This window comes from Sinomonas susongensis, assembly GCF_005877005.1.
Lineage (GTDB): Bacteria > Actinomycetota > Actinomycetes > Actinomycetales > Micrococcaceae > Sinomonas > Sinomonas susongensis.
Map to the genome: position 1 here is coordinate 180,335 of NZ_SSNH01000004.1, position 25,240 is coordinate 205,574.

At 66.1% G+C, this 25,240-nt stretch carries 35 protein-coding genes; 1 reads left to right on the top strand and 34 read right to left on the bottom strand.

Annotated features, from left to right (window positions below; all coding sequences use genetic code 11):
* Nucleotides 1-38: 38 nt before the first annotated feature.
* The 34 genes from E6A21_RS07460 to E6A21_RS18410 all read right to left on the bottom strand — a co-directional run bounded on the left by E6A21_RS07460 (nt 39) and on the right by E6A21_RS18410 (nt 24,650).
* Nucleotides 39-1,772 carry a GDSL-type esterase/lipase family protein gene (locus tag E6A21_RS07460; RefSeq protein WP_138443508.1) on the bottom strand — a complete coding sequence of 578 codons (1,734 nt, stop codon included), beginning with the start codon at nt 1,770-1,772 and terminating at the stop codon, nt 39-41.
* 65 nt (nt 1,773-1,837) lie between these two features.
* A complete protein-coding gene (locus E6A21_RS07465) occupies nt 1,838-2,155 on the bottom strand; it encodes a hypothetical protein (RefSeq protein ID WP_138443509.1) in 318 nt (105 codons plus the stop codon).
* The gene (locus E6A21_RS07470; RefSeq protein WP_138443510.1) at nt 2,148-3,041 is read right to left on the bottom strand and encodes a peptidoglycan recognition protein family protein; all 894 of its coding nucleotides are present in this window, start codon (nt 3,039-3,041) and stop codon (nt 2,148-2,150) included. Before E6A21_RS07470 ends, E6A21_RS07465 begins: the two co-directional genes overlap by 8 nt.
* Nucleotides 3,042-3,049: 8 nt before the next feature.
* Entirely contained in the window at nt 3,050-3,373 is a 324-nt protein-coding gene (locus E6A21_RS07475) for a putative phage holin (protein ID WP_138443511.1), read from the bottom strand.
* Nucleotides 3,370-3,576, bottom strand: coding sequence for a DUF7620 family protein (locus tag E6A21_RS07480; protein WP_138443512.1), 207 nt, complete (start codon nt 3,574-3,576; stop codon nt 3,370-3,372). Before E6A21_RS07480 ends, E6A21_RS07475 begins: the two co-directional genes overlap by 4 nt.
* Entirely contained in the window at nt 3,573-3,848 is a 276-nt protein-coding gene (locus tag E6A21_RS07485) for a hypothetical protein (RefSeq protein ID WP_138443513.1), read from the bottom strand. Before E6A21_RS07485 ends, E6A21_RS07480 begins: the two co-directional genes overlap by 4 nt.
* Nucleotides 3,845-4,831 carry a hypothetical protein gene (locus E6A21_RS07490; RefSeq protein ID WP_138443514.1) on the bottom strand — a complete coding sequence of 329 codons (987 nt, stop codon included), beginning with the start codon at nt 4,829-4,831 and terminating at the stop codon, nt 3,845-3,847. Before E6A21_RS07490 ends, E6A21_RS07485 begins: the two co-directional genes overlap by 4 nt.
* Nucleotides 4,832-4,835: 4 nt before the next feature.
* Nucleotides 4,836-5,984 (bottom strand): Gp37-like protein, encoded by a 1,149-nt coding sequence (locus tag E6A21_RS07495; RefSeq protein ID WP_138443515.1) that lies wholly within the window; start codon nt 5,982-5,984, stop codon nt 4,836-4,838.
* Nucleotides 5,977-6,906, bottom strand: a complete 930-nt coding sequence (locus E6A21_RS07500) for a hypothetical protein (protein ID WP_212745886.1) — start codon at nt 6,904-6,906, stop codon at nt 5,977-5,979. The genes E6A21_RS07495 and E6A21_RS07500 overlap by 8 nt, the downstream gene beginning before the upstream one ends.
* Nucleotides 6,907-6,923: 17 nt before the next feature.
* A complete protein-coding gene (locus E6A21_RS07505; protein WP_138443517.1) occupies nt 6,924-10,985 on the bottom strand; it encodes a peptidoglycan DD-metalloendopeptidase family protein in 4,062 nt (1,353 codons plus the stop codon).
* Nucleotides 10,986-10,999: 14 nt separating this feature from the next.
* Entirely contained in the window at nt 11,000-11,398 is a 399-nt protein-coding gene (locus E6A21_RS07510; protein ID WP_138443518.1) for a hypothetical protein, read from the bottom strand.
* 50 nt (nt 11,399-11,448) lie between these two features.
* Nucleotides 11,449-11,787, bottom strand: a complete 339-nt coding sequence (locus tag E6A21_RS07515; RefSeq protein ID WP_138443519.1) for a hypothetical protein — start codon at nt 11,785-11,787, stop codon at nt 11,449-11,451.
* Between the two features lie 27 nt (nt 11,788-11,814).
* Complete coding sequence (locus tag E6A21_RS17800) at nt 11,815-11,970, bottom strand: hypothetical protein (RefSeq protein WP_171041310.1); 156 nt, start codon at nt 11,968-11,970, stop codon at nt 11,815-11,817.
* Nucleotides 11,971-12,058: 88 nt separating this feature from the next.
* Nucleotides 12,059-12,724, bottom strand: a complete 666-nt coding sequence (locus E6A21_RS07520; protein ID WP_138443520.1) for a hypothetical protein — start codon at nt 12,722-12,724, stop codon at nt 12,059-12,061.
* Between the two features lie 57 nt (nt 12,725-12,781).
* Nucleotides 12,782-13,189 carry a hypothetical protein gene (locus E6A21_RS07525; protein WP_138443521.1) on the bottom strand — a complete coding sequence of 136 codons (408 nt, stop codon included), beginning with the start codon at nt 13,187-13,189 and terminating at the stop codon, nt 12,782-12,784.
* Nucleotides 13,189-13,551, bottom strand: a complete 363-nt coding sequence (locus tag E6A21_RS07530; RefSeq protein ID WP_138443522.1) for a hypothetical protein — start codon at nt 13,549-13,551, stop codon at nt 13,189-13,191. The genes E6A21_RS07525 and E6A21_RS07530 overlap by 1 nt, the downstream gene beginning before the upstream one ends.
* 23 nt (nt 13,552-13,574) lie before the next feature.
* Complete coding sequence (locus tag E6A21_RS07535) at nt 13,575-13,907, bottom strand: hypothetical protein (protein ID WP_138443523.1); 333 nt, start codon at nt 13,905-13,907, stop codon at nt 13,575-13,577.
* Nucleotides 13,907-14,383 carry a hypothetical protein gene (locus E6A21_RS07540; RefSeq protein WP_138443524.1) on the bottom strand — a complete coding sequence of 159 codons (477 nt, stop codon included), beginning with the start codon at nt 14,381-14,383 and terminating at the stop codon, nt 13,907-13,909. The genes E6A21_RS07535 and E6A21_RS07540 overlap by 1 nt, the downstream gene beginning before the upstream one ends.
* A 12-nt stretch (nt 14,384-14,395) precedes the next feature.
* Nucleotides 14,396-14,548 carry a DUF7302 family protein gene (locus E6A21_RS17805; protein ID WP_171041311.1) on the bottom strand — a complete coding sequence of 51 codons (153 nt, stop codon included), beginning with the start codon at nt 14,546-14,548 and terminating at the stop codon, nt 14,396-14,398.
* Complete coding sequence (locus E6A21_RS07545) at nt 14,548-15,471, bottom strand: phage major capsid protein (protein WP_138443525.1); 924 nt, start codon at nt 15,469-15,471, stop codon at nt 14,548-14,550. Before E6A21_RS07545 ends, E6A21_RS17805 begins: the two co-directional genes overlap by 1 nt.
* Before the next feature lie 15 nt (nt 15,472-15,486).
* Entirely contained in the window at nt 15,487-16,047 is a 561-nt protein-coding gene (locus tag E6A21_RS07550; protein ID WP_138443526.1) for a hypothetical protein, read from the bottom strand.
* Nucleotides 16,048-16,138: 91 nt separating this feature from the next.
* On the bottom strand, nt 16,139-16,864 hold the full coding sequence (locus E6A21_RS07555; protein WP_138443527.1) for a VG15 protein: 726 nt from the start codon (nt 16,862-16,864) through the stop codon (nt 16,139-16,141).
* Nucleotides 16,851-18,275, bottom strand: coding sequence for a phage portal protein (locus E6A21_RS07560; RefSeq protein WP_138443528.1), 1,425 nt, complete (start codon nt 18,273-18,275; stop codon nt 16,851-16,853). The genes E6A21_RS07555 and E6A21_RS07560 overlap by 14 nt, the downstream gene beginning before the upstream one ends.
* Nucleotides 18,272-19,600, bottom strand: a complete 1,329-nt coding sequence (locus E6A21_RS07565; protein WP_212745887.1) for a terminase large subunit domain-containing protein — start codon at nt 19,598-19,600, stop codon at nt 18,272-18,274. The genes E6A21_RS07560 and E6A21_RS07565 overlap by 4 nt, the downstream gene beginning before the upstream one ends.
* 88 nt (nt 19,601-19,688) lie before the next feature.
* Nucleotides 19,689-19,988, bottom strand: a complete 300-nt coding sequence (locus tag E6A21_RS07570; protein ID WP_138443530.1) for a hypothetical protein — start codon at nt 19,986-19,988, stop codon at nt 19,689-19,691.
* A gap of 100 nt (nt 19,989-20,088) precedes the next feature.
* Nucleotides 20,089-20,394 (bottom strand): HNH endonuclease, encoded by a 306-nt coding sequence (locus E6A21_RS18405; protein ID WP_425471531.1) that lies wholly within the window; start codon nt 20,392-20,394, stop codon nt 20,089-20,091.
* On the bottom strand, nt 20,313-20,846 hold the full coding sequence (locus tag E6A21_RS17815) for a hypothetical protein (RefSeq protein ID WP_171041313.1): 534 nt from the start codon (nt 20,844-20,846) through the stop codon (nt 20,313-20,315). Before E6A21_RS17815 ends, E6A21_RS18405 begins: the two co-directional genes overlap by 82 nt.
* A gap of 456 nt (nt 20,847-21,302) precedes the next feature.
* Nucleotides 21,303-21,902 (bottom strand): DUF7341 domain-containing protein, encoded by a 600-nt coding sequence (locus tag E6A21_RS07580; RefSeq protein ID WP_138443532.1) that lies wholly within the window; start codon nt 21,900-21,902, stop codon nt 21,303-21,305.
* On the bottom strand, nt 21,899-22,288 hold the full coding sequence (locus E6A21_RS07585; protein WP_138443533.1) for a DUF4326 domain-containing protein: 390 nt from the start codon (nt 22,286-22,288) through the stop codon (nt 21,899-21,901). The genes E6A21_RS07580 and E6A21_RS07585 overlap by 4 nt, the downstream gene beginning before the upstream one ends.
* Nucleotides 22,285-22,662: a hypothetical protein gene (locus tag E6A21_RS07590; protein ID WP_138443534.1), complete on the bottom strand. Its 378-nt coding sequence runs from the start codon at nt 22,660-22,662 to the stop codon at nt 22,285-22,287. The genes E6A21_RS07585 and E6A21_RS07590 overlap by 4 nt, the downstream gene beginning before the upstream one ends.
* Nucleotides 22,659-23,024: a RusA family crossover junction endodeoxyribonuclease gene (locus E6A21_RS07595; protein WP_138443535.1), complete on the bottom strand. Its 366-nt coding sequence runs from the start codon at nt 23,022-23,024 to the stop codon at nt 22,659-22,661. Before E6A21_RS07595 ends, E6A21_RS07590 begins: the two co-directional genes overlap by 4 nt.
* A gap of 166 nt (nt 23,025-23,190) precedes the next feature.
* Complete coding sequence (locus E6A21_RS07600) at nt 23,191-23,580, bottom strand: hypothetical protein (protein ID WP_138443536.1); 390 nt, start codon at nt 23,578-23,580, stop codon at nt 23,191-23,193.
* 181 nt (nt 23,581-23,761) lie between these two features.
* Nucleotides 23,762-24,097, bottom strand: coding sequence for a hypothetical protein (locus tag E6A21_RS07605; protein WP_138443537.1), 336 nt, complete (start codon nt 24,095-24,097; stop codon nt 23,762-23,764).
* Between the two features lies 1 nt (nt 24,098).
* Nucleotides 24,099-24,650 (bottom strand): HNH endonuclease signature motif containing protein, encoded by a 552-nt coding sequence (locus E6A21_RS18410; RefSeq protein WP_138443538.1) that lies wholly within the window; start codon nt 24,648-24,650, stop codon nt 24,099-24,101.
* Between the two features lie 231 nt (nt 24,651-24,881).
* Between E6A21_RS18410 and E6A21_RS07615 the strand changes: the two genes are divergently transcribed.
* Entirely contained in the window at nt 24,882-25,061 is a 180-nt protein-coding gene (locus E6A21_RS07615; RefSeq protein ID WP_138443539.1) for a hypothetical protein, read from the top strand.
* Nucleotides 25,062-25,240 lie beyond the last annotated feature (179 nt).

A 25,240-nucleotide genomic window follows, 5' to 3' on the forward strand; every position in this document is an offset into this window, starting at 1 on the left:
GTGCCCCGACCAGGTGAAGGGTGGGGCACCTTTTGCATTCACTGAGACATGAGGTTCAGCAGCCTGCGGGCGATGGCGCGGTGCGCGTCAAGCGTTGGATGTGAGCCGTCGCTCTTGAGGTACAGGTCGCGGTTTCCGTCGCCGGTGGGGGCTGTGATGCGGCCCGATCCGTACAGGAAGTCCTTCATATCGATGAAGGTCCGCCCCTTGGCTAGGGTCCCTGCCTTCACCGCCGCGTTGTTAGCGCTGTAGCCGTTCAGTAGGGGGCCGATGACATACACCTTCGGGATGGAGGCGCACAGGTCGAGGGCGGCCTGCACCTCGGTCTGGACAGTGCCCGCACCGGACCCATCGTTGATCGAGCCGTAGAAGATGATCGCATCGGGATTCATGGCCGTCACCGCGGGGACGCGGTTGGCGAACTTGCCCGCGGTGGTCCAGCCAGTCCCTCCCACCCCGGCGAGGATAATGTCATCGAACCCGAGCGCACGCGCTAGGCGTGGCGCGAACGTCTCGCAGTTGCCCGCGCCCTGGTCGGGGAAGACATTCGAAGCGCCCGCGCCGTTGACATAGGAATCACCGATGATGGCGACCCTTCGCCCGTATCGGGCGGGTTTGCTGATGCTCTCCCCGGCCGGGACTCGGACGGCGTAGAAACCGAGACCGCCGCCTGTCCAGATGCGGATGGTTCGCGCTCTCTTCGTCGGAAACGTCAGCGTGGCCGTTGAGCCCGAACCAGCGAGGGTCGAGGGTGCGACCAGGAATGTGTCATCGACCAGACGGCCGTTCACCTCCACCAGGACTCCGTGGGCGTTGGCCGGTTCGAGCCCGTAGAAGCCGACGTCGACCTTGTCCACGCCGGCCGAGGTGGTGAAAGCGGCGACGACGGGCCAGCGCGCCGCCTGCGCGGCCCCATCTGGCTTGATCGAGCCATTGAGCGCGAGGTCTCCCTTCGCCCCGTTATTTGTCTCGAAGGTGCCCGAGAAGAAACGGAAGTTCGGATCGTTCTGCCCGTCCCATGTGGTGGTCTTGACGCCGGTCCCGCACACGCTCGGCCGGTACGCGACCGGGCTGTTCATGGAAGTCGTGTCATTTCCTGCGGCCCACGTCACCTGTGGCATGTCGTCGGCGCGGGGTTTCCCCGCCGTGTCGAAGGCGCGGGAGGTCTGCCACGAGAGGCGACCGTAGGTTGCTTCGAGGGCGCCCTGCGTCGCCGTGCCGGATCCCCTCACATTCGCGGCCGTATCCGCGTCGAGCGCCGCCTTCGTCTCGAACACACTGTTGAGTGCACCGCGGGTCGAACTGGCAGCATCGGTGACAGCCTGGGCCACGGCTGCATCGGTCGGGAGGACATTCCCGCCATCCTTTCCAGCAGGACCGGCAGGCAGGGTGAAGTTGAGCTTGTTGCCATCCAGTGTCACTACAGCGGAGGAACCGGGCGAACCCGTTGCTGTTGATGCCACACCGATGCCCTGCACGAACTCCTTCGCAGCTTTCGCGTCGTCGGCAAGCCCCTTGTAGGACGACGCGTAGACCGTGAGGCCGCCGCCGACCATCTTCACCTGAGAGGACGTCGTTACGAACGCGGGGACGAACGCCTCAGCGGTCGAGGTGAGCGGGTTCGGCAGCGGTAGCCCGTTGAGATCCTTGAGCGCGAGCGGAGTCACGCCACCCGCGTCTGCTGCGTCGTACACCGTGACCGACGCCTTCGCTGCGCGCTGGAGCGTGATCGGATCGACGACGAGCGCGGTATCAAACTGGTAGTCGGCCACTGGCGGCTGTCCTCCCTGGGGATAGGCGAGGCCCGCGGGTTTCGTGTCCCGCGGGCCTCGGCGGTTCAGTTCTTCGGATCGGTCGGCTGCGGTGCCAGCCACGGCAGGTAACGCTGCGTCCACGCCACCACGGCGGGCGACGCCATCACCCGGGCGATCCCGGCCGCCACACCGCCGACGGCGACGGACGCCGCGGTCAGCCAAGCGACGAACCCACCCGGCAGCGCGTTCCCGGCCACGCCGAGGAACGTTGACACGATCACTGGCACGAGGACGCCGAAGCCGACGGCGGCCGGGAGGATGACCTGCATGAACGTCCGCAGGGCGGCGCGCCCCGGGAACTGCGCCTGCGTCGAAGAGGTCTCCGCGACGTGGTCAGCCATTGGAGTCGGCCTTCGCGATCGTGACCGTGTAGTCGCCGAAGCTGGCCTTTACAGCGTCTTCGACGGTCTGCTTGAGGGTGGCGACGTCGACGTTCGCTCCCTTGGCGACGACGGCCATGAGCGCGTCGAGTTTCGCCCCGATCACAGCCGTGTTGCCCGTGGCACGGGAATCGGCCCACCCCGTGTCCGTGGCGACAGTCGTGGTCTTCCGGCCCGACGCCGGCACCTTGCCATCGAATCCGTACCACGGGAAGTCGCGGGTGAGGATCCGGTCGATGTAGGCGTTCTGTGCGGCTACTTCCACGGCGCTCTTGCCAGTGAAGATGTCTGCCTTGAACTGCGGGGATGCGATGTACGCGAGCTGTGCAGCCTGTTCCGGTGTCAAGTCGTCCTCCTGTTGTATGGGCTTGGTGTTGCTTGATTGCGGGGCCACCGCTGCCTGTGGCTTCGCGCCTCTGGCGATCGCGTCGATGCGGTTGACGTCATACGCCCCGGGGCACGTGGTCTGCGTCCAGTGCTTGTGCGGGTAGAGCGGGACATCGCCGTAGATCCCGCGCAGGTAGGCCACGAGCTCGCCGATCGTCTGGTAATCGGCGTCGGTGGCCCGAGGGTTGCACTCGATGCCGATGTTGGCGACGTTCGCGTTCCAGTCGCCGGCATGCCAAGCAATGTCGTCCGGGCTGACGATGCACGCCACCCGGCCCGCCTCGGCCACGTAGTGCGCCGACGTCGTGACCGACGAGTTCGGGTTGCAGAACCAGTCGATGATTCCCTCGAAGGTCTGCCCGACCGGATCGCCCCACCAATGGATTGTGATGCCGGTGACCTTGCGCGGCCCCGGAGTGAAGTTCTTCGCGTTGTACTGCGTGAGCATCTGGAAGGCCATGCGTGCTCCTAGATCTGCGGGTCGGTGAGGTCGGGGCGTGCTGTCGGGTGCTCGCGGCGCCAGTAGTAGAGCTGCTTGGAGATGATCGTGTAGAGGTTCCAAGCGATCGCCGCGGCGACGAGCGTGAGCACGACGTCCTTCACCCACTCGTCGAGCTCTCCGCCGACGAGCGCCTCGACAAGGAAGAACCCAGCCAGCAGGGCCAGCGAGCAGAACAGGATGAAGTACGCCTTCCCCGCCCGCGTCCGCCACCACGGGGCAACGATCGTGTACCCGCCGAGCACCGCAATGGTCAGTGTGAAGATGGTGAAGATCAGGATGCCCGTCATCATGGCTTGCCCCCTCCGAAGGTCCACTCGAGGCTTGGACCGAAATGGTTCGTCTTGCGGATCTGCCGCAGCTTCCCGGCGACGCTCAGCGCCTCTTCGTGCTGCGTGTGTGCCTGCTCGAGCTGCCGTTCGGCCTGCTCCTTGGCTTTCAGCGCCTCCACCTGAGCGGGAGGCGGCGTCTTGCGCTTCCGTCGCGGCCACATCATGAGTCCACCCCAGCTTTCTGCTGGATCTCGCCCATGACCTTCGCGACCGTAGCGCCCACCTCTTTGGTGAGGACGTTGATCGTGTCGGCCTGCTTCTCGATCGTGGCCTGCTTCGTCTCCGAGGACTCGCGCCAGTAGTCGGCGATCTTCTCCGCAGCCCGGACGCGCCCGATGGGGACGACGCGCTCGAAGAACAGCAGCAGCACCAGCAGGATGTACAGCCCGACCGGCGTGATGGTCTGGACCGACAGGATTGGGATTCCGTCGATCATGCGCACGTCCAATGAGCGGACGCCTGGAGGCGCGTCGGCTTCGCCATGCTCACACTGCCCGACAGTGCCGAGGCATCCACGCCGCCGTCGGACTTGAACCGCAGCAGCAGGGCCCCGAAGCCGTTGAACTCGTAGCTGCCAACGCAGGTGATGCTGTCGTTCGGCCGCCACCCTGCCGGGATGAGACCGGCGAGCAGCGGTGTCCACTTCGGCTGTGCGTCGACGTTGAACCCGCCGCCGCCGATCCTCGCCACGAGGAACCCGCAGGTGACGCTCTTCGTCCCGGCCGCATCCGTGTACCGGGTGAGGGTGACGTTGTACGCCCACGTGCTGTCAACTGTGCTCGCGTTGATGCGCTCGATGAGGCCGAGCTGGAACCACGTCGGAGTGTCGTTGTCGCCGAGTCGGCACACCCACGTGGTGCTTCCGATGTTGATGGTCGTGCCGATGCGGTTCATGAAGGTGCGGACCAGGTCGTCCTTGGCGACGAGGCCGCCGTTTCCGGCCCACACGCGCAGGTCGACGATCGCCGTGGGCGACGTGTAGCCCGCGGTCCACTGCACGAGTGCAAGCGGCTGGTCGTACACGACGCCGGGGAAGGTCTGCCTTCCGCTGCTGCCGGGCGCAGCCGCCGAGGCGGGGAGCTGCTTGTCAGTCGAGCCCTGCACGATCACGAACGTGCACGTGCCGCCGGGCGGCTGCCAGTCGCGGCGCATCGCCACGAGATCCCAGCGAACGGCCCCAGCGCCCGCGGGGAGCGCCGCCTGCGTGACCGACGCGATTGCATCCGAGACAGCGGTGACGCCGAACCCCCAGCCGGTTCCGGCCGCGATGTTCAGCTGGCCCGGGTTCGCGCCGGCGGTGACCTTCCAGTCACCGGCGCCGACCACGCCCATCTGAGTTGCCCAGTCGGAGACGCTGACCCCGAATTGCGGCTCGGTGATCGGGACACCGTCAAAGCCGCCGTAGCTGCTGATTGCCATGGGGTTATCCCTTCATGAGGTTGTTCACTGCGGCGCGGAGGCGTCCGATGTAGCGGGCGAGTGCCTTGTCCGTGCTCTCGTTGATGTCGCCGATGACAGGTGTCTGCGTCGGGCCCTCTGAGACGTTGAACGCGAGCGTGCACTCGCGCAGGACATCGGTGCGTTCCTGCCCGCCGATGTCCACGGTCACGAGGTCGCCGACGCGCACGCCGTATTCGCCGTACTGGAACATGCCGGACTCGGAGAGCTTCACTGAGAACCCGAACTTTGGGCCGTTGTCGGCGACGTCCTGCTGTGCGCGGGAGGTGAGGTCCGCGGTCGTGTCGACGTCGGTGGCGTCCTTGAACCGCTCGACACGCATCCCGTACTCGTCCTCGAGTGCCGTGTCGATGTACTGGGCGAACATGCGCTCCGTTCCCTCGCCTTTGCCGCCGGCGACCTCCCGGGTCGCTGTCGGGATTCCGAAGGTCCATGACGCCTCGGTGATCGTCCCGGCCTTCTCGGAGAGCTTGTGTGGGAAGGTGCGAGGTACGTAGACGTCGAGCACTCGCCCCGCCCCGGACTGGCGGACCGTGACCCCGAGCCCGGCCGCATCGAGCACGGGCAGGAGCTTCTCGGAGAGGCTATGGAACCGGAACGCGACCCCGCCTGGCACGACCGCGCCGCGACCGAGGTCCGGGGCCGCGGTGAGATTGAGGGCCCGTGCGGCGTTGGCGTTGAACACCGCTTTCAGGATCGTCTCGGCGGGGCCCGTGTAGGTCGCATACGCCGCTGCCGACTGGTCACTGATCGGCGACGTCGGAACCGGCCACCCGAAGATGTCGTCGAGCGCCTTGACGTCGTCGGCGATCTGCACAGTCAGCGTCGACGTCTTCGACGTCCCCGCCCAGTTGCCTCCCGTGACCACGCCTGACATGAGGAATTCGAAGCTGGGGTTCGGGCGGTACTTCGTCGGCCACGGCTTGTGGTGGATCACCACCCGTGCGCCCTTGTCCGTGAGCGCTCCGACCATGCGGTGATCCCCAGCGACGGTTATGGCCGCCGTCCCCCGCTGGTTGTGGCGCGGCGTGGCGCTGACCGACTGCGGGTTGCCGATGAAGCCCTTGAACCCGTACGCCTTGTCGTAGACGGCGATCTTGAACGGGTTAGGCATCCTGTCTCCTGCCCCACGCACGGAAGTACTTCGGCGTGTAGGTCGCGGTGATGAACCCCGTTCCGGCGATCGCCAGCGTCAGCGGCACCGCTGCTCCGGGCTGGATGGTCCCGAACTCGGCGCGGGTCAGACGGTCGGTCACGTCGACCCAGTCGAGGAATGCGGCCTGCACCTCCGGGTCGGTGTCGATCACGAGTACTTGCCCTGCGGCAGCTTGGATCGGTGCCACCACGGTCGCGTCCCCAACCCCGACCGTGACCGATGTGAACGGGCCATGCGCCTCCCACACGACGTGGGTTTCCACGTCGCCCGGGTTCGTTGCCTTCGCCGTCGCCAGGGTTGAGCCGGAAGAGACAGAGAACCCCGCCCCCGCGCTCGGAGGCAGGAACGCCCGCATGTCGGCCTGCGCCCACGTGCGGGACACCGGCTCGCCCTCCCAGTAGGGGTGGTCCGCCAGCAGCGTGATACCGTACTTCGCCCAGCCCCGGAACACGGCCTCGGGGTTAGCGTCGTCCACGTCCTTGAGCCTGAGCCCGAGGGAACGCGTCGACCCGTCCGGCGCCTCCACCGTCCACCGGCCCTCGAAGTCCGGGTGCAGGGACGACCAGAACGCGCTATCGCGGTCGATGAACCCCTGCGACCCCTCATCCGAGTACAGGTAGAGCGGCCAGAACGCCTCGCGGTCGTCCACCCGTGTCCCGCGGTGCCGCGATCCCGCCACGCCCGGAGGCGAGCTCGAATACCGCTCGAACTTCGGGAACGCCAGCCCACGCACACCCGGCATCAGGAACAGGCCCGAGCGGGGCGACGTCAGCGCCCACTCGGACCCGTCCCAGCCAGTCCACGACATCCGGAGCCCACGCCAGACCGGTGCCGCCGGCACAGGCGGAATGTACGGTGCCCCGTAGATGATCCCGCCCATTCAGCCACCAGCCCCGATCATGCGTAGATCCCTTCCATCGCGAGCGCGTCGCGCCGCCTGGTCTCCTGCCGGTCGAGCAGCTCGTCCGGGTCGAACCCGAACAGTCCGTTGAAGTTGTTCACGGTCTGCCCGCCGCCGGTCACGGCGCCGTCGAGCGCCGCGAGCTGCTGCCGGTTGAACACCCACTCGGGGGAGCCCGTACGGTTCAGCACCATCGAAAGCCCCTCCGGCAGCGCCCCGCCCTTGTCGCGGAACAGGTGCGGGATGCCCTCAGCTGACCCGGTCGAGTTGTCCGGCTTCTTCCCGCCGAAGATCCCCTCGATGAAGTCCGAGACGCCTTGGACGATGTTCTTCGCCACCCCGCCGATCAGGTCGACGACGAAACCGCCCTGCGGGAACGCCGACTTGAACTGGCCCATGAGCCCGTCGATGATTGCCGCGACCGGGTTGAACCCGCCGCCACTGCCGCCGCCGGCCTCGCCGCCGCCTGTGAGGTACGGGGTCGGGTCGGTGTAGTTCGGCCAGCCCCCGTGCAGCACCATGTAGTGAAGGTGCGGCCCGGTCGCCATGCCGGTCTGCCCGACGTACCCGACGGTCTGCCCCGCCCGGACCATGTCGCCGACGTGGGCCGCGAACCGGGACTGGTGCGCGTACCACGTCTGGAGCCCGTTCGGGTGGTCGATGTGCATCTCGTTTCCGCCCATGTTGTTAGCGCCCCACCCGGCGAACGACACGCGCCCCGGACCCGCCGCGTGGATCGGCGTACCCTCCGGCGCGGCCATGTCGAGGCCGTTGTGCGCGTCGCCCTTGTACCCCTGAGCGAGCGCCCAATGGTCGAGCGGGGACACGAGCCCACCGGCCGCGTACCCGTTGAGCGCCGACGCGAGCGCGTACAGGTTGCTCACGCCCGCCTTGGCGGTCTGAGCCTTCGTGAACACGAACTCGCCAGCATGCACGATGCCCGCCGGCTGGTACTTGTCCCCGTCCCCGGTGTACCCGCCGCCAGCGAATCCGGGAGGCAGGTCGATCAGGCCCAGCTTCTTCGTCCCGAGGAACCCGGCCACGTCATTGAACGCGTGGATCAGGCCGTCATTGAGGACGGTCTGCACGACGAACTTGATCGGCGCCTTGACGAGATCCTGGATTCCCTTCCAGATGTCGCCTATGAGCTTCTTGCCCTGCTCGAACGCGTCCGGGATCCGGTGCTGGACGACGTCGGAGATCGTGTCGAACACGGGTTTGATGACGTTCTTCCAAACCCAGTCGATCGCAGCGCCGATCCCGTCGAACGCTGGCTTGATCGCATTGACGTACAGCCAGTTGAAGACCGCGCCGACGGCGTTGATCGTGTTCTGGACCGCTTGGAATACCGGAAGGATGACGTTCTGCCACACCCAGTTGATCGCGTTCCCGATCGCATCGAAGACGGGCTTCACGACGTTCGCGTAAAGCCAATTGAAGATGCCCGGGAGGATCGTGCCGAACCACATGTTCCACGCCGTCACGACGGGATTGATCACATTGTCCGAGACCCACTTGATCGCGTTCCCGATGGCGTCGAAGACCGGCTTGATGACGTTGGTCTGGAACCACGTGAACATCGCGGGGAGGACGACACCGAACCAGATGTTCCACGCGTCGACGACTGGCTTGATGACGTTGTCCGAGACCCACGAGATCGCCGCACCGACAGCGTCGAACACCGGCTTGACGACCGAATCATGGAACCACGTGAACACCGCCGCGAGCGTGTCCCGGATGAACCCGACCACCGCATTGAAGGTCGGCATCGCAAGGTTGTTCCACCACCACGCAATGGCCGCCCCGATGAGCTGGAACACCGGGTCGAGGATGTCGTTGTACAGCCATGAGAACCAGCCACCGACAGCCTGCACTGCCGCGATGACGGCATTGAGGATCGGCGATGTGATGTTGTTCCACCACCAGTCGAAAACCGCAGCGATGCCGTTGAAGACAGGCTCGATCACGGCCGTCTGCAGCCACGTGAAGAACCCGCCGACCTCGTTGACGCCGGTACCGACACCCTCGAACATCGGCTTGATCACGCTGTTGTAGGCCCAGTCGATGGCCGCGCCGATCGCGTCCCACACGGGCTTGATGACGCTCTCGTAGAGCCACGTGAAGGCGTCGCCGACCCACTTGACCGCCGCCTGGAACGCCGGGACCAGCGTGCCCGTGAACCAGTCGCCCACAGCCCGGATCGAGTCCTGGATGAACTGCCAGACGTTCGCGACGATCTGCTTGCCGAGCTCGGTCTGCGTGAAGAACCACACCAGCCCCGCCACGAGAGCGGAGATGAGCATGATGATCTTCCCGACCGGATTGTTGTTCATCGCCATGTTGAGCGCCCACTGCGCCGCCGCCGCGATGCCCTGCGCCCGGGCGAGGCCGATGAACCACAGCGTGCCCTGCACCAGTGTCGAGAGGAAGCCGCTGCCCGTGAGGAACGACTGCGCCGCGGCCAGCGCCCATGCCTTGGTCGCAGCGACGGCGAGCGCGGCCTGATAGGCGGTGTACGCGCCGACGATGGCCGCGAGCGCTGTCGTGACAGTGTCGGCGCCGCCAGGAATGTTGTTTATCGCGGAGGCGATACCGTCGATGAGGGGCCCGACGATCTTGAGCGTGGTGTCGAGCAGTGTGACGGCCGCCGGGAGAAGCGTCGCCGTCAGATCCGCGAGGACCGGTGCCATCTTGTCGAGGACGTCGGCCACCAGCGGCGCGAGCGCTGCGACCAGATCCGCTGCCACCGGGGCGGCCGTCGTGAGCGCGTCGGCGAGACCCGAGATGAGCTGCACGACAGACGGCAGGACAGCGATCAGGACACCCGACACCGCCGCAACGAGAGAGTTCATCGCAAACGCCACCTCGGGAAGGGACGACGCGAGCGCGCCGGCCACCACGGAGCCGAGGCCAGCCAGGGCACCGACGATCGTCGGCAGGACCGGAGCGAGCGCCTCGAATGCGAGGTGGATCGGAGACAGCGCATCCCACATGGACGCCAGCCCGGGAAGGATCGGCCCGATCGCCTCGCCAATGCCCGAGATCAAGGGGCCGATGCCGTTGAAAGCGTCACGGGCGATCTGCCCCGTGCGCTCGAGGAACGCCACCATGCCCGAGGACTGGATCTGCGCGTCGGCGTTCTGCCAGCCGCCCAGGAATGCGTCGAGCGCGCCCCCGACGTCGCGCCTGAGCCCGGTCACCATCTTGTCGACGAACGGGCCGACCTTCGCCGTCGCGGCGTCGAGCCCGGAAGTGATCTTGTTGAACACTGGCCCGATCAGCGGGAAGACGTCTTTCAGCAGCGCAGCGCCGAAGCGGGACAGTGCCGCGCCCATGTTCTTGAACGCGCCCACGGTCGTGTTGCCCGACGCGAGCGCCGCGCCGCCGAGGTTCTCCTTCATGGCGGCGTTGAAGTTCTCGAAGTCGACCTTGCCCTTCGACACCATGTCGGAGGCAGCCTGGGCCGTGATCCCGTAGTGCTTGGCGAGGAACTGGAGCACCGGCACACCGCGGGCCTGCAACTGCATCAGGTCGTCGCCCTGCAGCTTCCCACGGGCCGCGACCGACCCGAAGATCAGGCCCATGTCGGACATCGACGCCCCGGCGATCGTCGCCGTGTCCGCGACCGTCTTGAGGACGCCCTCGAGCTGCGCCCCCGGCTTGATGCCGGACGCGACGGCCGACGCAGCCACCGTGGCAGCCTCGTCGAGGCCGAACGCCGTCCCCTTCACCGAGGCGAGCGCGTTGTCCATGATCGCCTTCACGTCCCCGGCAGAGTTGCCGAGGCCGATCAGCTTCGCCTGCGCCTGCTCGATCGCAGACATGCGACCGAAGCCCTTCACGATCGCGGTCCCGAGAACCCCGGTGATCGCGGCGCCCGCCGCGACCGCACCAGCCTTGAGCGTCTTCGACAGGGCCGCGCCCATCTTCGAACCAGCAGACTTGCCCGCGCTCTCGCCCGCCGCGTCCGCCGAGCCCGTGAGCTCCTTGGAGATCGCCTTCTGCGCCCCGTCGAAGCTCGGACGGACGAGGATCTCTGCGACGCCGACGACAGGCACGGGGCCTCCTATGTTCAGATGTCTTCCGGGTCGAACCCGAACTGCTGCACGAACCCCTCGGCCCAGTCGCGCTCGGCCGCTTCGATTGCCTTGTCGATTGCCGTGCGCGGCCCCGGGAAGGTTGGGATCTCTGGGGCCTTGTTGCCGGTCTGCACGACGGCCGCCTGGTATATCCCGTCGAGCCGCTGGATGACCTCGCGTAGCAGCACGGCGTGAAGGTCGAATTCAGACACTCTCGGCGCCCACGCGGGCTTCGCCTCGTCGGCCTCCTGCATCCGCAGGGATGCGAGGTGCGCTGCGGTCTCCGGGTCATCCGCTATGGCCTCGTTGAGCCGGCACGCGGCGGGCAGCATGTCGATCAGCTCGAGCAACGCCACCCACCGCCTGCCCGCGTACCATTCCGCGAGATCCACGCCGTACTCCCGGAAAAGGTCGGCGCGGATCTGCGGACGGTATCGGCGGATCAGCTCTCGGAGGCGTTGCCTTCCCCCGGCTTGCCGATCGTCCCCTCGTAGTAGGCCATGACCCGCTGCACGATAGCCATGTGCACGCGCAGCGGGATCTTCGCCGCCTTGTACGCCTCGAAGTCGGCCTCAGAGAGCCACTTCTCGAGGAACCGGAAGTCGCCGCCAGAGCGGATGTCGTCGAGGAATGCGTCGGCCTCGTCTGCGGGCATGTCGAAGATGTCCGGGAAGGTGACGCGCTTGCCGCCCTTGAGCGCGAGGACGAACGGCTCGGGCTTGGATACCTCCGCTTCGAGGGAAGCGAGGGTCAGGTTGATGTTCGGCTTGTCGTTAGCCATGGTGATTCCTCCGGGTGTTGAGGTTGGTTACTTGGTGGTGGGCTTGGCGTTCTCGGCGTCGGCCTCGCGCACCGCAGCCGTCTTGGCGCGGTGCTCGGTGAACCCGTCGCGGCGAAGCTCGGCGGCCTCGCGGGGGACGGACGTCTCGATGGTGAGGCCGTCCTTGTTCGTGAACCTTGGCATTGGCACTCCTTGGGGATTCCGGGTGTGGATGGAATGCAGTGCGCGCCGCCACACCCGGAGGGCGGCGCGCACCGCAGCTTTGAAGGGGTCAGGCCCCGGCTGTGAAGCCGAGCGCCGTCTTGGCGGCAAGAGCGCCAGTGCCGCCGATGTAGTGGCGGACAGGCGTACCGATCTCGTCGTCTGTGAAGACGTCGAACGTGTACGCCTGCTGCACCGGGTCGCCCGTGCCCCACTTCTGGGAATCGGTCGAGGCAAGCTTCGCGACGCCGTAGCCGCGGCCCAGGATCCAGTTGTTCGCCGCCGGGCCGTCAGAGCCGATCACCAGCAGTCGGTACTCCTGCCCGACGGGAAGGTCAGGCTCGTCGAACACGACCTCGCCTGTCGTCGCCGACTGCGTGACGGCCGACAGGTCGGTGCCGTATGTCAGCTCGAGCATGTGCTTACGGCCGGTCTCCAGCGCGGTCATCTTGATCTGCCGCGTGACCTCGGTGATGTCCGAACGGACGGGGGAGGCGTACCCCAGCGCGGAGACATCCTCCTTCTTCACGTCGCGAGAAAATTCGTACCCATCCGGGGTGACGATGCCGACCGGAAGGTAGCCGGCTGCCTTGAGGTCGATGAGCGTCCCACCAGCCTCGAAGAGGGTTGCGGGGAGCTCAACCGACGTCGGAGCGATAAACGCGAGAGCCTTCTGGATCTTGCGGATGAGGTTCCGGTTGTCCGAATCCTGCTGCAGTGTGGCGAAAGTAGGCATGGCAATGAACCCCTTTCAGGGCGGAAGTGGTGGTTTTCTCTCGGACCCCGAGCGGGGCTAAAGGACAGGCCGCGACGTGACGAGGAACGTCGCCACAGCCTTGTTGAGGGTGTCGGACGGGTACGGCACGTCGGCCGGGACTTGGTCCTGCTCGATGCTGTCGAGGAACCCGGACGGGGTTTCGATGTCGTTCCCGATGATCGATGCGCTGATCGATTCGAGCGTGTCGACGGCCTGCTGGCCCGGCGCGTAGAGCTCGACGGTCGCCCGGTCCACCCGGTCGACGAACCCACGGTTCCCGCCGCCTGTGTAGATCAGCGCCACCGGGAACGGGCCTGCGAGCGTCCCGTAGTCGTCGGCCGGCAACTGGTACACCGCCCGGACAGGCTTGCCGAGGTGGTTCGCCCCGTCGATCAGGTCGAACAGGCAGTCGCGGACATCAGGGAAGACGATGGCTTCGATCACTAGCGATGCCTCCGATTCCAGTTGTCCGCCTGCTTCTGCGTCGCCATCCGGGTCGAGCCGTCCCGCCGCGTGTAGACCACGAGGCTGGCCGCCACCGCGCCGCGGGCACTCATACCCGCCAGCACATTCAGCAGCACCGTGTCCCGCACGTCACGCCAGTCGCGGCGCGCCTCCCACACGACAGCACCGTGTCGGCGCTCATTCGCCCACCCGGCCGTGACCGTCTCCGGCGCGAAGCCGTAGTCGCCCTTGCCAGTCCGGTTCGCCTCCGAAGCCATCGCCTGAGCGGCGTCGAGCGTTGCATCACCGATCGCGGAAGAGGTGCCGATCTGACGGAGCCCTGAATCGTCCGCGAGATACACCCGCGACATCCTCCGAAGCCCCATCAAGCACGCTCCAATCCGACTTCCCAGCCGTGCGGCCACTCGCCCGGGCGGCCAGTCACCGACCACGTGCCGGCCATCCGGGCACCCTCGGGCACCTTGATCCGGTCGGACGCCAGGAACACCAGCCCCGGATCCGGATCGTGGTACAGCACCGCCGACGAGTCGAACCCGTTCGTGCGATCCAGCGGCTCGGCCGTGCCACGCGGGGCCAGAAGGCAGTCAGTCACAGGGATCTCCTGGACCGGGAGCGGATTGCCCTTAGCGTCCCGACCGCCTCCGCGCAGCACGACGATGTCGGTGCGCCACGACTTCGGGAACCGTGAGACAGCCATCAGGCGCCCTCGTAGATCGGAGCCCCGGCGATGTCCGCACCGCACGAGCAGTACGTCGCACCGAAGTTGATCGAACACCAAGGAAGGTGCTGCACCGTGTACAGGGAGCCGACCTGAGCACCGAATGCCTTCTGCGTGCCGTCCCCGAGCGCCTTGCGCTCAGCCTTCGTCAGGTAGAAGTCGCCCGAAGGATTGACCGGCGTCATGGTCTGCGAGAACGGGCCGGCCGCCTGCTGGATGCTGGAGTAGCCAGCCTCAGCACCAGGGACCGGCATCGCCCGGCGGACGACGGCGCACACGATCCGCCGCCGCGTCGCCTCAGCAGCCATAGCCGCGTTCGGCACCGTGTCGAGGATGAACTGCGAAGCGTCCTCCAGCAGCACCGTCGCGTGATCGTCGGCCCCGGCCGGGAAGTCGGGCCACCGCTGCTTGAGCTCGTCCAGTGTTGCGAATGGGAACGGCGTCACCTCAGCCATGGCCCGACCTCCTTACTCAGACTTGCTCGACTTGTGCCGCGCCGGCTTCTCAGCCTTGTCTGCGTCTACCCACTCGCCTGCGGCCCCCGAATCAGCCAGAGCCGCAGCCGTGGTGTCGTCGACATTCACGATGACTCCCGTCAGCGTGCTGCGCAGGCGGGGCATCAGGCGACCTTGTCCTCGACGACGGCGAAGCGGTCGGCGAAGACGTACCAGCCGAAGACCACCTCGAGGCGCAGTGCGATTTGGTTCTTGCGCTTGAGGTCGCCCTGGCCGTCCGGGTCACCGAAGCGGATCAGCTCGACGGGGAGCTGACGCTGCACGCCCCAGCGGATGCCGTTCTGGAAGTCGCCCACGATGGCGCGGACCTTCGTGTCGGTGGCCTCGGGGGTGCCGGCGACGGTGTTGCCCTGCGCGGCGTTGATGCCGAGGATCGATGTCACGTCGGTGCCGAACCCGAGGTTCGGGTACCGCTGCACACCCGAGGGGGAGCCGTCGGCGTTCTTCGTCTGGAGGTTCGCGAGCGCCCACGCGAACCGCGGGTCGATCGCTACACCGTTGACGCCCCACGAGGTGTCGGCGTTGAGCAGCAGGCCGACGGCGGTGCGGAGGTCCGCGTCAGCGTCGGCCGTGGCGATCTCGACACGCTTCGTGGTCGAGGTGAGGTAGTTGTCCCACCCCGCGATCGTCGCGCCCGTGAGCGGGTTGATGCGGTGGTAGAGGCCGAGGTCCAGGGCGCGGGAGAGCGCGACCTGCCCGGCGCCGGCGAGCTGGTTGAGGACGTTCAGCTGGTAGTCCTCGTCAGCCCACTGGACTTCCTCGTTGAACCGCATGGTGACCTGGGCCTTGTGCGGCTTGCCCGTGACGGAGTCGAAGCCGCCCGTGGTCGAGCCCTTGTCGGCGCCCTCCCCAACGAACTCCGCCTTCGGGAAGTCGTTGAAGACGATGTAATCGGTCTCGCCGAAGCGCTGCGGCTCGGAGCCCGAGAGCTTGGCGACGGTGGACAGGGTCTGCGTCTTCTGGATCATGCCGTCCGCGATGTTGCGGGGCAGCAGAACCTTGGCATCGGTGGAGCTGAAAACAGCCATGATGGTGCCTTTCGGTTAGTTGCTGTTGCCGAACAGCTTCCGAGCGGCCTCGCGCTCTTCGCTGGCGGTCACGTGGTTTGGGGTCCGTTCCTGATTCGGGATTATCGGCGCGGCTGGCTTGAGCAGCTCGGCGAGCGCATCAGCGTGCGCCTCGAGCTCTTCCTTCGTGGTGCCGCGAAGGGCAGATGCCGGAACGCCCTTCGCCTTCGCCACGTCAGCGACAAGCTTGGCCTGCGCCTTCTCGGCCTCGAAGGTCTGCACCTTCCCGGCCAGAGTTTCGTTCTCAGCCTTGAGAGCGTCGAACTGCTCGGCCTTGGCCTTGAACCCGTCGAACCCCTCAAACTTCTTGCGCTCCCGAGCGACACGCTCCTGAATGATCCGGTCAAACTCTTCCTGCGAGGCAGGCGGCTTGAACTGATCGGACGGCGTCGGGTTCGCTTCTCCCGCTCCTGCGGTGCCTGCGCTTGGATCGGCCTCCATGACGGCATCGCCGAAAGTGAGGCGATGGAAGTCGAGAAGCTTCTGAATGCCACCGGGGGCGGCGATGTCGATTCCATGCAGCAGTTTCTTGGGCATCGTCGATGCACCCTTTCCGTTTGGCCCCGTCGGGCATTGGGTGGACCGCGCTACGGGCGCGTACCGCTTCGCGGGAGAAAGCCGCGGAAGATCAGTGAGAGTGGCCGTCTGTGAGGTGATCCGGGTAGAGCTCGCGCATTTTGGCCGCGATGTCTGTCATGTCTCCGGACTGCGCTGCGCTGCGGGCCGCCTGGTACATCTCGTAGTAGTTATCCGGCAGGTAACCGGGCGGGTAATCGGACGCCTTCGCGATCCTCACCGGCTGGCAGTCACAGTCACCGTGGTAACGGTGGCCGTAGCCGCCCGCTGACGCCTTGGAGTGGTAGACGGCATCGCGGGAGGCCAGAGTGAGGCACCACGCGCACGTTTTGGCGCCGGTGGGCACGCGAGCCCATCGGACGCCCTCACGCTTCGCGTTCGCCGCGATCGTGTCCCGCCCTGGCTGCTTCACGTACTTGTCAGCAGCCACCAGCAGCGAGCCGAGCATCGCGCCGGGCTCGGGCGTCCAGAGCTGCGCAGCGAGGAAGCGCACCTTCGCCTCGACAGCCGCGCCCGGGACCGTCTGGGCCGGAATCGCCGTGAACCTCCCGACGGCACCGGAGCTGGCCCGCATTTCCTCGTACCAGTCGGCCGCCACCGAAGCGGCAACCGACCCGTACTGGTCCGTGAGCGCCGGGAGGAACTGCAGCAGCGCGTCCCGGGCCGCCTCGGGCTTGGTCACGTCCAGCGAGAGGAAGAAATCCTCCAGCACGCCCTTGACGAGCTTCGCGAGCTCGGCGTTGGCCTGCCGGTACGCCTCGAGGTCAGGCGCCGCCATTAGGTGTCACCACCGGAGCCGCCTGCCGGGCCTGCGCCGACGCGACGAGCGCCTGGATCGCGCTCCCTGACTGCGCCCGCTGCTGCTCAGCGGTGATCCGCTCGATCTGATCTTCGTCGAAGACCGTCTCGAGCAGCACCGGCGAGCTCGCCAGATCCGGGTTGGCTTCGCTGAGCTTCACGTACGCGTCAGCGTTCGCCGACGTCGACCGGAACTCAGGGTCGGAGAACACCGCAGACAGGCGCCACGCGTCCGCCGGCGGCTCGGTCAGCCCATCCCGGACCATGACAGCCAACTGGGCGACATTCTTCACCGCAGCGGCGAGCACGTACTTGTTCTGGTACGTCACATCGATCAGCAGGTCATGCTCGGCGGCGCGGATCGCCTCGGCCGACGCCGGCTGGTCGTGGATGATGCCCAGCGAGCTCGGCGGGATACCCGTCTCGCCCGAGAACGCCATCGCAACCGTGCGCAGCATGTCGCTGTGCGGGGTCATCGTCGCCTGCTGGAGCTGCTTGATCGTCGGCGCATTCCCATCCGCATCACGCGTGAGCGCGACGAGCCGGTCCATCGCGAGCTTGAACTTCTTCTGCTCCGTCACGTTCTCGAACGCGTCCGGGTCGATGCCCTCGATCGCGAGCTGCGGAGACGAATAGAACTCCGCGTTGCCTTCCATGCGGACATAGGCCCGGACGGCCATATCCGTCAGGGACATCACCGGATTCGAGATCCGAGACCGGCCGAACGGCTTGTTGAGCTGCGGATCGTACGTGACCGGCACCGCAAGAGTCCGACCGATGCTGTTCGCGATCCGCTCGGCCGTCCACTTCCCGTTGGCCCTCGTGCAGGTGAGCACGACGTCGGGCAGGTAGACGATGAACTCGCTCGGCTTGTCCTCGCGCATCTCCGAGATCGTCAGGGCCGACGAGATCCGCCGCTTCCGCCGATCCCACAGCGCAGCCGATGACTCAGCCGAATGCGGCTGGATCTGCACCGGAGCCTCGCCCTCGGCGCCGGCCGCAACCGTCACCAGAGACAGGCCATGCTTGTACGCCGACACGACGGCCTGCCCGAACTCCAGCCCGAAACTGTTAGCCTCGAGCACCTCGGCTAGTTCGAACGGGTCCGTCGAGCCAGGGAGCCGCAGCCCGTCGAACTGCGAGCGCACCGCGGCCTTACGGACAGCCATCGTCGCCCAGCCGAGGAAGAACCTCGCGTTCCTCAACTGCGGCGGCAGCGTGATCCCGAGATCCTTGAATGCCTGCTCCGAGTCGTAGTACAGCGAGCGCTTGATGTTCTTGTCGGTGCGCGAGCGCCACGTCTCCAGAAGCTGGAGGATCATGCCGAGCTCGGCGTCCGTGACGTTGCCGATGCGCAGCTCGGCGACATCCGAAGCGGTCCACGCGCTCACAGGAACACCGCCTTTCTTCCTGCCCTACGTTTCGTTGTCTTCGCGCCCCAGAAGGCGAGCGTCACCGCGTCCAGCAAAGCCACGCTCCCGCCCTCCGGTGCCGCCCAGCCGAACCCGCCGTTCGTGCCGATCTTCCGCTTCTCAGCGTCCTTGACCTGCTCGTCGAGCTCGGGCTGCCCACGGTGCGTGAGGCCGCCAGTAACGATCGCCGCCTCAACCATGGAAGCGGAGGTAATCACGTGGTCTGTGCCGGCCGTGACGATCGCGGTCTTCGGCACCTTCGCCTCGAGCAGCGCATTCACGAGATACCCGACACCGGATTTGCCATCGATCACGATCTGCGCGGCCCGTTCATGCCGCTCGATCAGCCAGTCAGCGAGCCATTGCGTGCCCTCGCTGGTCGAGGCGAGCTTGATGCCCTCAACGTGTACAGGTGCATCGCCGTCGGGACGTATCGCCGCGGCCAGCGCCACAGCCGAACCGTCGACCGTGAACCGGACGCCGAACACCCGCTGCCCCTCAGTTGGGACGGCCTCGGGACTGATCGCCAGCGCGCTCCATGCCCGGACATTGATCGCCTTCTTCGTCAGCGCCGCTTCATCCCAGATGCCGTACGCCTCGCGCCGGAAGTTGTCATCCGAACCGAGCAGCTTCCGCATCCGCTGGATAGCAGCCTCGCCAGTGCGGTGAGGATAAGACGGGTTCGCCTTCGCCAACTGCTTCCGGTCATCGAGCGACGCGCCCTCGTCCGCCGAGAACTCGATGTACAGAGTGTCGCTGTCGCCGTCGATCGCAGCCCGGCGCACATTCGTGAACACCTCGCCCGGATCCTTCGGCCGCGGCGGCGTGCCCATCAGGAAAACGAGACCGTTAGGTGCCGCGTTCGTCGCCGGAACCATGTCCGACATCGCATCCTCGGTCAGGATCTGAGCCTCGTCGAGGACCAGGATGTCGACCTTGTCGAAGCCACGGCCGAAACCGGACTCGCGGGCTCCGAATAGGATCCGCGACCCGTTCTTGAACGAGATCTCCTGCTCACCGTTCGTAGCCCGGATATTCTCGACGTACGGGGCGATCTTCGGCTTCGCAGCCATGCCCTGCATCTTCTTGAACGTCTCGTTATGCGTCCGCGTCCGATGCGCCGTCCAGATCACAGTCAGATTCGGGAACAGGGTGCACAGCGCGAACACGATCGCCGCGATCAGGTACGTCTTGCCGACCTGCCGGGGAATCGAGAGGACCACACCGCCGACGCTCGCCGCGTAGCTGCCGTCGGCGCGCTTCGCGAGCGCCAGCCGGCCAATGCCCTCCTGCCAGAGGTCCATGGGCATCCCCATCGCCCGCGAACGGTCCCGGACAGCCGGGAAGCCAGTGGCGACGATCCCCTCGGGCCGGCAGATGTGCCGGGCTACCTCAGATAGCTTCTTCTGACCACTCTTCGTCCCCGGAGACTGCACCCTGCTCGGCCTCCTCGGACTTCTGCCGCATCAGCGCGTCGATCTCCTTACTGATCTCGATTTGCCGACGGGACAGCGCGGCCAGATCCCGCGGGGAAGTGTTCTCGTTGTCGATCGCCTTCGCGATCACACGGCGCATCGCCCTAAGCTCGGCTATCCGGTCGCCCGACTCCGACGCCTCGAGGACCGTCCTCGGCTCCTGCGGTGGTGCCTTCTCGTCAGGCCCAACAGCGCGCAGCGGCTGCTTCCGTGCCATGCGCACCTCCTAGGGTGCCCCTGTGGAAAAAACGCGGGGAGAGATCGCTACTGCCCGGGGGGCGATTGCGGGGGTGGGGGGTACCGGGTGCCCCCTGGGGCTACCAGATGTCGGAGGCGGCGAGGGCGACGGTGGCGGTTGGCTTGCGTCGGGATCGGCCTGCAATGGCCCCGAGGCGCTGATTGTCGAGCCTGCATATGACGCGGCAGTTTTCGATCACGTCTTGCCCTCCGAGTGCGTGAGGCACGATGTGGTCAACCTCTGGGCTGTTGGGCTGTAGTGACCGTGTCCAGTCGAGCCCGTTGCCGCATAGTGGGCAGCGTGTCAGGCCAGCGTCTTTGGCTTCGGCCAAGGCTTGGTCGCGTACGCGCTTCCATTGGGCTGTGCCTGTGCGTGAGGTTGCCATCGTTGCTCCAGGAATGCCTTGGGAGGCGAGGTGATGGGCTGCTTGAGCAGTGTGATCCCTACAGCGGCGTAGGCTGCGGCGGCGAGCATGACGCAGGTGTAGCCGTGCCCATCGGCCCAGCGGATCGCTGCTGCTGGGACGGGCAGGCCGAGTGCCTTGGCCGAGGCGAGAGCGAGGGCGCGGTTGTTGTAGGGGCTGTCGGCGAGCTGTGTGGCGTGCCATGCGGCGGCCTGCTGCTCTTGGGGCGCCCCGATTGGGTCCAGCCAGTGGATGTTGGGGTAGTGGCGGCTTGGCATCCGCTTGACGCCCTCGGGCTCGGCCGACATGCACCATTCGGCATCGAGGCCGATAACGACGTGGTGATACGGCGAGTGCGTGAATTCGCGGATTCTCTTTGCCCAGAAGTCGGACCCTCCGCTGACGAGTCCTATCCGGCCGGCGAGCTCGTCCATGTGCTCACCTCCGGGAAGTTGTGGCCAGCTTCGGGGACTCGGCTGGCGCGAGCTCCATGGCGCGGGTTTCGCATCTGGCGATCCGGCGCGACCCCTTTGGCCTCAGGGTTTGGCTAGCAGCGTGAGGCCGAGGCTGCTGTGTTCGCCCCTGCACCCGGATGGTCCGGCCCCGACGAACTTGGGGCGGCTCACCTTCCGGGGTGGCGAGTGGGGGTGGCAGGTTCTGCCCCTGCCGGGCGCGATCGTTGCGCCTCCGACGGCTAGTCACCCCCCGCGGGATGCGAAAGCCCCGAGCCTGATGGGGGGATCAGACTCGGGGCTAGACCCTCGCACCCACGAGAAAGGGATCCGGTCTGAAAGTTCAGACACGAATCCCTAAGCAGGACTAGCTTAACATCGAATTACACCAGTGTGATTCCGCACGTTAGACGGCGTGTTGCGCCATAAATCAGCCTGTCATGCATTGATCCCTTCGGTTTCGGTGTTGAGTGCGCGGCTGAGCCAGCCGAGCTCCCCGCCTGCCCATGCGGCTTCGCAGTGGATGCATTCGGCCGTCCACTGCCCGGGCGGCAGGAGTGCGCCGTCGTCAGCCCAGCAGTGGAGCAGCAGGCCGGGCTTGTGCTCGTCGCCCCCGTAGAGGACGCCGCACGCTGGGCAGGGCCGGTGGAGCTTCCTCGGCGGCTTCGCGGGCTCGGTGATGGCGCGGATCTTGTCGATCCAGTCGAGCGTGATGTGCTCGAGGTACGCCATCCATTCGCCGTTGATCGATTCGACGGCCCAGGACTGGATCACCTGCTTGAGCGTGCCCTTGAAGGATGGGATGAGCTCGCCTTGGTTTGCCCACGCTTCGCGTTCGATGTCCTGCTGGAGGGCGACGACGTCGAGGCTTATGGGGCTGGGTGTGCCGTCGCCGCCGCCGCCGTTGGATCCGGCACGGGTTTCGCCTGCCGCTGCGTCGAGCTGGTCGAGCAGGGCTGGCACGGTCTCGAGCCGGCCAGCGGGTGTGTGGACGAGGTGTTCGCGGGTGAGCTCGTGGACGTTCGTCGTCAGACTCAACTTGCCTCCTTGTTTGCGAGCTCCAGCAGCACGTCGGCGTGACATGAGTGGCCATCGGGGCACCAGCAGGCGAGGTTCTTGCCCCGTAGCGGCTTGATCCATCGAGCGAAGCGCTGAGGTTCGTCGCGCGCGCGGACCTGCATGAGCATGCGGAACTGGTCAACAACCTCAGCTGGGACGACGCCTCGCGATGAGGCGTTCGTCGCGTCGGCCGCAGTCACCCTGCCCCAGTTGTCTTTGGCGTCGAACCAGGGCGGCCCGATGATCGTGTGGCCGTGGTTAACGCTGAACGGGTTCCCCCAGCGGGATCCGCGCCCGACGTAGACGGTGTTCTCGGGCATGCGCCAGCCCTTGGTGCGGCGGCGCTGGATCCGCTGCGGGCTCATTCAGCAAACTCCCATTCGATGTACTCGCCACAGAACGTTCCCTTGATCGATCCGGTGCGGGTTACGCCGTATGGCAGACCCCAATCGTCGCGGTCGTTGAAGTCGGGGCCCGCGTAGCTGTGCGCTTCGTTGTCGAACCAGTCCTGTAGCCAGCAGCGGTGATGGTGCACGCGCTCGTGTCCATGGCCGTGGGATTCGAGGTGGTCGATGTCCCATGTTTCGCAGGTGTCGTCGCACCCGGGATAGAAGTGGCAGCCGCCGTAGAGCCATGGGCAGTGGAACTCGACTGTTGGCGTGATGGGATCGCCGTCACTGCCGTATCTGGCGGTGATCGTGACGTAGTGCGGCAGCTTGTCGATTGCGTAGAGGCTCATGGCAGCTCCTCGATCTCGAAGACGACTCGCGGCTGTCCGATGCCGCCGTGCCGGTGGTCTGGGCCATCGACGTACACGAATGAGTCGTCGGGCAGCAAGCCGGCGTCGACTACGCCATCGAGAATCGCCTTGGTTGTTCCGTTGAGGTTGTTGGGGTCGTAGATCCCTCGCCTGGGCTTGTAGATCTTGGCGAGGACGCGCACGCGGCCGGGGAACGGTTGCGTTCCGGGCGGAACCGCTGCGTGCCCGGCTTCGCGCCATTGGCGGGTGAGGCGGGCCTTGGCGAGCGGGTGCGGCCGGTGGTTCGCGTTGATCCAGTCGCACGGCGCGGGCACGTCGAGGACAAGGATGCGGCGGCTCATGGTTCGCCTCCTGAGACGACTGAAGCCGCCTCGGGGGCGGCTTCGAAGTGTTTTCCTATGTGGGTGTCGGGCCTGAGCCCTTGGAGTATTTCGCGCCAACAGCCGGAGCAGTAGCGGGCGTCGTGCGCTGGGTGGTCCGGGCAGTGCGGGCCCGCTCGAAACGGCGTCATGCCTCTGCCCTCTCTGCCTCGGGGTCGTATTGCTTGCACATGGCCTGCCGTGGTCTTTGGCCCGCGAGAATCTCGGATCGGCATGCTGGGCAGTGGCCGAGGCTTGTGAGCCGCGAGCCGTGCTGTGGGCACCGCTCGATCGTCAGCACGGTCGGGGCGACAGGTGCGGCGCGGTACTTGTCCCACGCGAGCGCCGCCGGTGTCGTTGCTGCCGGATCGGCCGCTGCCCGCAGCGCAGCGGTGAGCGCCTGGGCTATGTCGAGGTCGTACCGGACCTTGGCCAGCGCGGCGACGATCCCGGGCGGATCCCAGCCCGGCCGGTGACGGGCGATGATCTTCGCTGCGTCTATCGCGTCGATTTGCCCGAATTTTTCCTGCATCATCATGGCCCCCTCACGCGTCACCTAAGTGACGAATGATGATGAAGTCTCCCCAAAAGAAAGACATAGGTGAGTTAAGAACTAGTGGATTGGCTTGGCTTGTATTGGCTTGGCTTGGGCAGCGTTCCGAACGCGTTCTGAACGGTTGTGGAACGGCGTTCCGAACGGCGTTCCGAACGGCGTTCGTTCAGCGTTCCTCCTGTTGGCGGGCCTTCCAGTCCTCTTTGCGCTTCCGCGCCTTCGCCCGCTCTTCCTCAACCTGCGCTTTGGTGCGCTGGTATTCGGACCACGAGAGCACCTGATAGCCGCCCGAGGCTTCGGCCCAGAGCTCGGCGTCGATGAGCCTCTGCGCGAGCTCCGGGCCACCCGGCCACGACTGCACGATCCAGTCCGGAACATGCCCGTCGGTGAGGACGTCGGCCGAGTAGGTGCCGCCCATGAGCCACAGCCCCATAGCCTCCAAGCCCGCGGCCCGCATCTTCGGGTGGGCATACATCTTGGAGTCGGCATTGAGCCAGGGCACACTATCCGCCTTTCCTGTCGTATTCGTTGTGCGTGAAGAGGCGAAGGCGTAGCTGCCTTACCGCTTCCGCCGCGAGTTCAGGCGTCTCATGCTCGCCAGCTCGGTACTCGCGGCCGTTGTGCTGGACACGGGTCCTGTATTTGCCAGTTCGCGGGTTGAATCCGACACCACGGAAGCCGTGCCGGTTGTCGGCACGCACGGCCTGGTGCTCGTTGTTCTGTTTGTTTGTAGCGAGCCGTAGGTGCTTCGGGTTCACGCACGCCCGGTTTCGGCAAACGTGATCGATTTGGCTCCCAACCGGGATGGCGCCGACGAACTCGGCGTAGGCGAAGCGATGGACCAGAACGTCGCGGCCGCGAATCGAAATGCGCCCATAGCCGTTGGCGTAGAAAGAGCCCGTCCAAATCCAGCAGGACGGGCCCCTCATGACGTACCGTTCGAACCGCCGCATCGGTGGTCCGTCGACTCTGGGTCTACGTGCGGCGCTTGCCACGCTTCTTCCCCCTCTCGCGGTCGACGTTGCCGGTGGCCCGGTTTCCGGTTGGATCGGCATAGGTGATGGAAGAGGCCCCAGCCTCTTGGGCTAGGGCCTCTCTGTGGTGGTCGCATGTGTGGCCAGTCGCGCACACACCCGATGGTGTTTTGCACAGCCAACAGCACGGATCATTCATGGGAAGGGTTTCCTTTGGGCAAGGTTTTGGTCAATGTCTGCTAAAGGTGCGGATACGGTGTCGGACACTGTCGGTACGGTGGACCTGCACTCAACGGAAAGGAGGTGCGAATCATGGCAAAGCATCTGATCACTCTCGCGAATGACGAGACCAAGACGCTTGAGAACGCCGGGGTTGTCCAGTCTCACGACGGATTCCTCTGGTTCTACGAGCTCGGCGCGGTTGAAGGCCAGCCGCCGCAGTACGTCATCCCAGCCAGCCGCGTAAAGTCCGTCGAGCTCACCGCCGATTAAACGAGAGCCGTCACCCTGTACGTCATTGCGATCAGGGCGACGGCTCTATCCTTTCTGGACCATCCAAGACATCTTCAATACTCGTCTGGCCCGGAAGCTCAGGCGTTGGCGAGTCGCGGCACTCGTCGTGCCAGCCGATGTTCGGCTTTGGCTTGCCGCAGCCAGGGCACTTGTAGCTC

Excerpts from the sequence above, each read along its gene's own strand:
- E6A21_RS07465 (WP_138443509.1), bottom strand. The coding sequence starts at position 2,155 with ATGGCTGACCACGTCGCGGAGACCTCTTCGACGCAGGCGCAGTTCCCG.
- E6A21_RS07470 (WP_138443510.1), bottom strand. The coding sequence starts at position 3,041 with ATGGCCTTCCAGATGCTCACGCAGTACAACGCGAAGAACTTCACTCCG.
- E6A21_RS07475 (WP_138443511.1), bottom strand. The coding sequence starts at position 3,373 with ATGATGACGGGCATCCTGATCTTCACCATCTTCACACTGACCATTGCG.
- E6A21_RS07480 (WP_138443512.1), bottom strand. The coding sequence starts at position 3,576 with ATGATGTGGCCGCGACGGAAGCGCAAGACGCCGCCTCCCGCTCAGGTG.
- E6A21_RS07485 (WP_138443513.1), bottom strand. The coding sequence starts at position 3,848 with ATGATCGACGGAATCCCAATCCTGTCGGTCCAGACCATCACGCCGGTC.
- E6A21_RS07490 (WP_138443514.1), bottom strand. The coding sequence starts at position 4,831 with ATGGCAATCAGCAGCTACGGCGGCTTTGACGGTGTCCCGATCACCGAG.
- E6A21_RS07495 (WP_138443515.1), bottom strand. The coding sequence starts at position 5,984 with ATGCCTAACCCGTTCAAGATCGCCGTCTACGACAAGGCGTACGGGTTC.
- E6A21_RS07500 (WP_212745886.1), bottom strand. The coding sequence starts at position 6,906 with ATGGGCGGGATCATCTACGGGGCACCGTACATTCCGCCTGTGCCGGCG.
- E6A21_RS07515 (WP_138443519.1), bottom strand. The coding sequence starts at position 11,787 with ATGGCTAACGACAAGCCGAACATCAACCTGACCCTCGCTTCCCTCGAA.
- E6A21_RS17800 (WP_171041310.1), bottom strand. The coding sequence starts at position 11,970 with ATGCCAAGGTTCACGAACAAGGACGGCCTCACCATCGAGACGTCCGTC.
- E6A21_RS07520 (WP_138443520.1), bottom strand. The coding sequence starts at position 12,724 with ATGCCTACTTTCGCCACACTGCAGCAGGATTCGGACAACCGGAACCTC.
- E6A21_RS07535 (WP_138443523.1), bottom strand. The coding sequence starts at position 13,907 with ATGGCTGTCTCACGGTTCCCGAAGTCGTGGCGCACCGACATCGTCGTG.
- E6A21_RS07540 (WP_138443524.1), bottom strand. The coding sequence starts at position 14,383 with ATGGCTGAGGTGACGCCGTTCCCATTCGCAACACTGGACGAGCTCAAG.
- E6A21_RS17805 (WP_171041311.1), bottom strand. The coding sequence starts at position 14,548 with ATGCCCCGCCTGCGCAGCACGCTGACGGGAGTCATCGTGAATGTCGAC.
- E6A21_RS07545 (WP_138443525.1), bottom strand. The coding sequence starts at position 15,471 with ATGGCTGTTTTCAGCTCCACCGATGCCAAGGTTCTGCTGCCCCGCAAC.
- E6A21_RS07550 (WP_138443526.1), bottom strand. The coding sequence starts at position 16,047 with ATGCCCAAGAAACTGCTGCATGGAATCGACATCGCCGCCCCCGGTGGC.
- E6A21_RS07555 (WP_138443527.1), bottom strand. The coding sequence starts at position 16,864 with ATGGCGGCGCCTGACCTCGAGGCGTACCGGCAGGCCAACGCCGAGCTC.
- E6A21_RS07565 (WP_212745887.1), bottom strand. The coding sequence starts at position 19,600 with ATGGACCTCTGGCAGGAGGGCATTGGCCGGCTGGCGCTCGCGAAGCGC.
- E6A21_RS07570 (WP_138443530.1), bottom strand. The coding sequence starts at position 19,988 with ATGGCACGGAAGCAGCCGCTGCGCGCTGTTGGGCCTGACGAGAAGGCA.
- E6A21_RS18405 (WP_425471531.1), bottom strand. The coding sequence starts at position 20,394 with ATGGCAACCTCACGCACAGGCACAGCCCAATGGAAGCGCGTACGCGAC.
- E6A21_RS17815 (WP_171041313.1), bottom strand. The coding sequence starts at position 20,846 with ATGGACGAGCTCGCCGGCCGGATAGGACTCGTCAGCGGAGGGTCCGAC.
- E6A21_RS07585 (WP_138443533.1), bottom strand. The coding sequence starts at position 22,288 with ATGAGCCCGCAGCGGATCCAGCGCCGCCGCACCAAGGGCTGGCGCATG.
- E6A21_RS07590 (WP_138443534.1), bottom strand. The coding sequence starts at position 22,662 with ATGAGCCTCTACGCAATCGACAAGCTGCCGCACTACGTCACGATCACC.
- E6A21_RS07595 (WP_138443535.1), bottom strand. The coding sequence starts at position 23,024 with ATGAGCCGCCGCATCCTTGTCCTCGACGTGCCCGCGCCGTGCGACTGG.
- E6A21_RS07600 (WP_138443536.1), bottom strand. The coding sequence starts at position 23,580 with ATGATGATGCAGGAAAAATTCGGGCAAATCGACGCGATAGACGCAGCG.
- E6A21_RS18410 (WP_138443538.1), bottom strand. The coding sequence starts at position 24,650 with ATGCCGATCCAACCGGAAACCGGGCCACCGGCAACGTCGACCGCGAGA.
- E6A21_RS07615 (WP_138443539.1), top strand. The coding sequence starts at position 24,882 with ATGGCAAAGCATCTGATCACTCTCGCGAATGACGAGACCAAGACGCTT.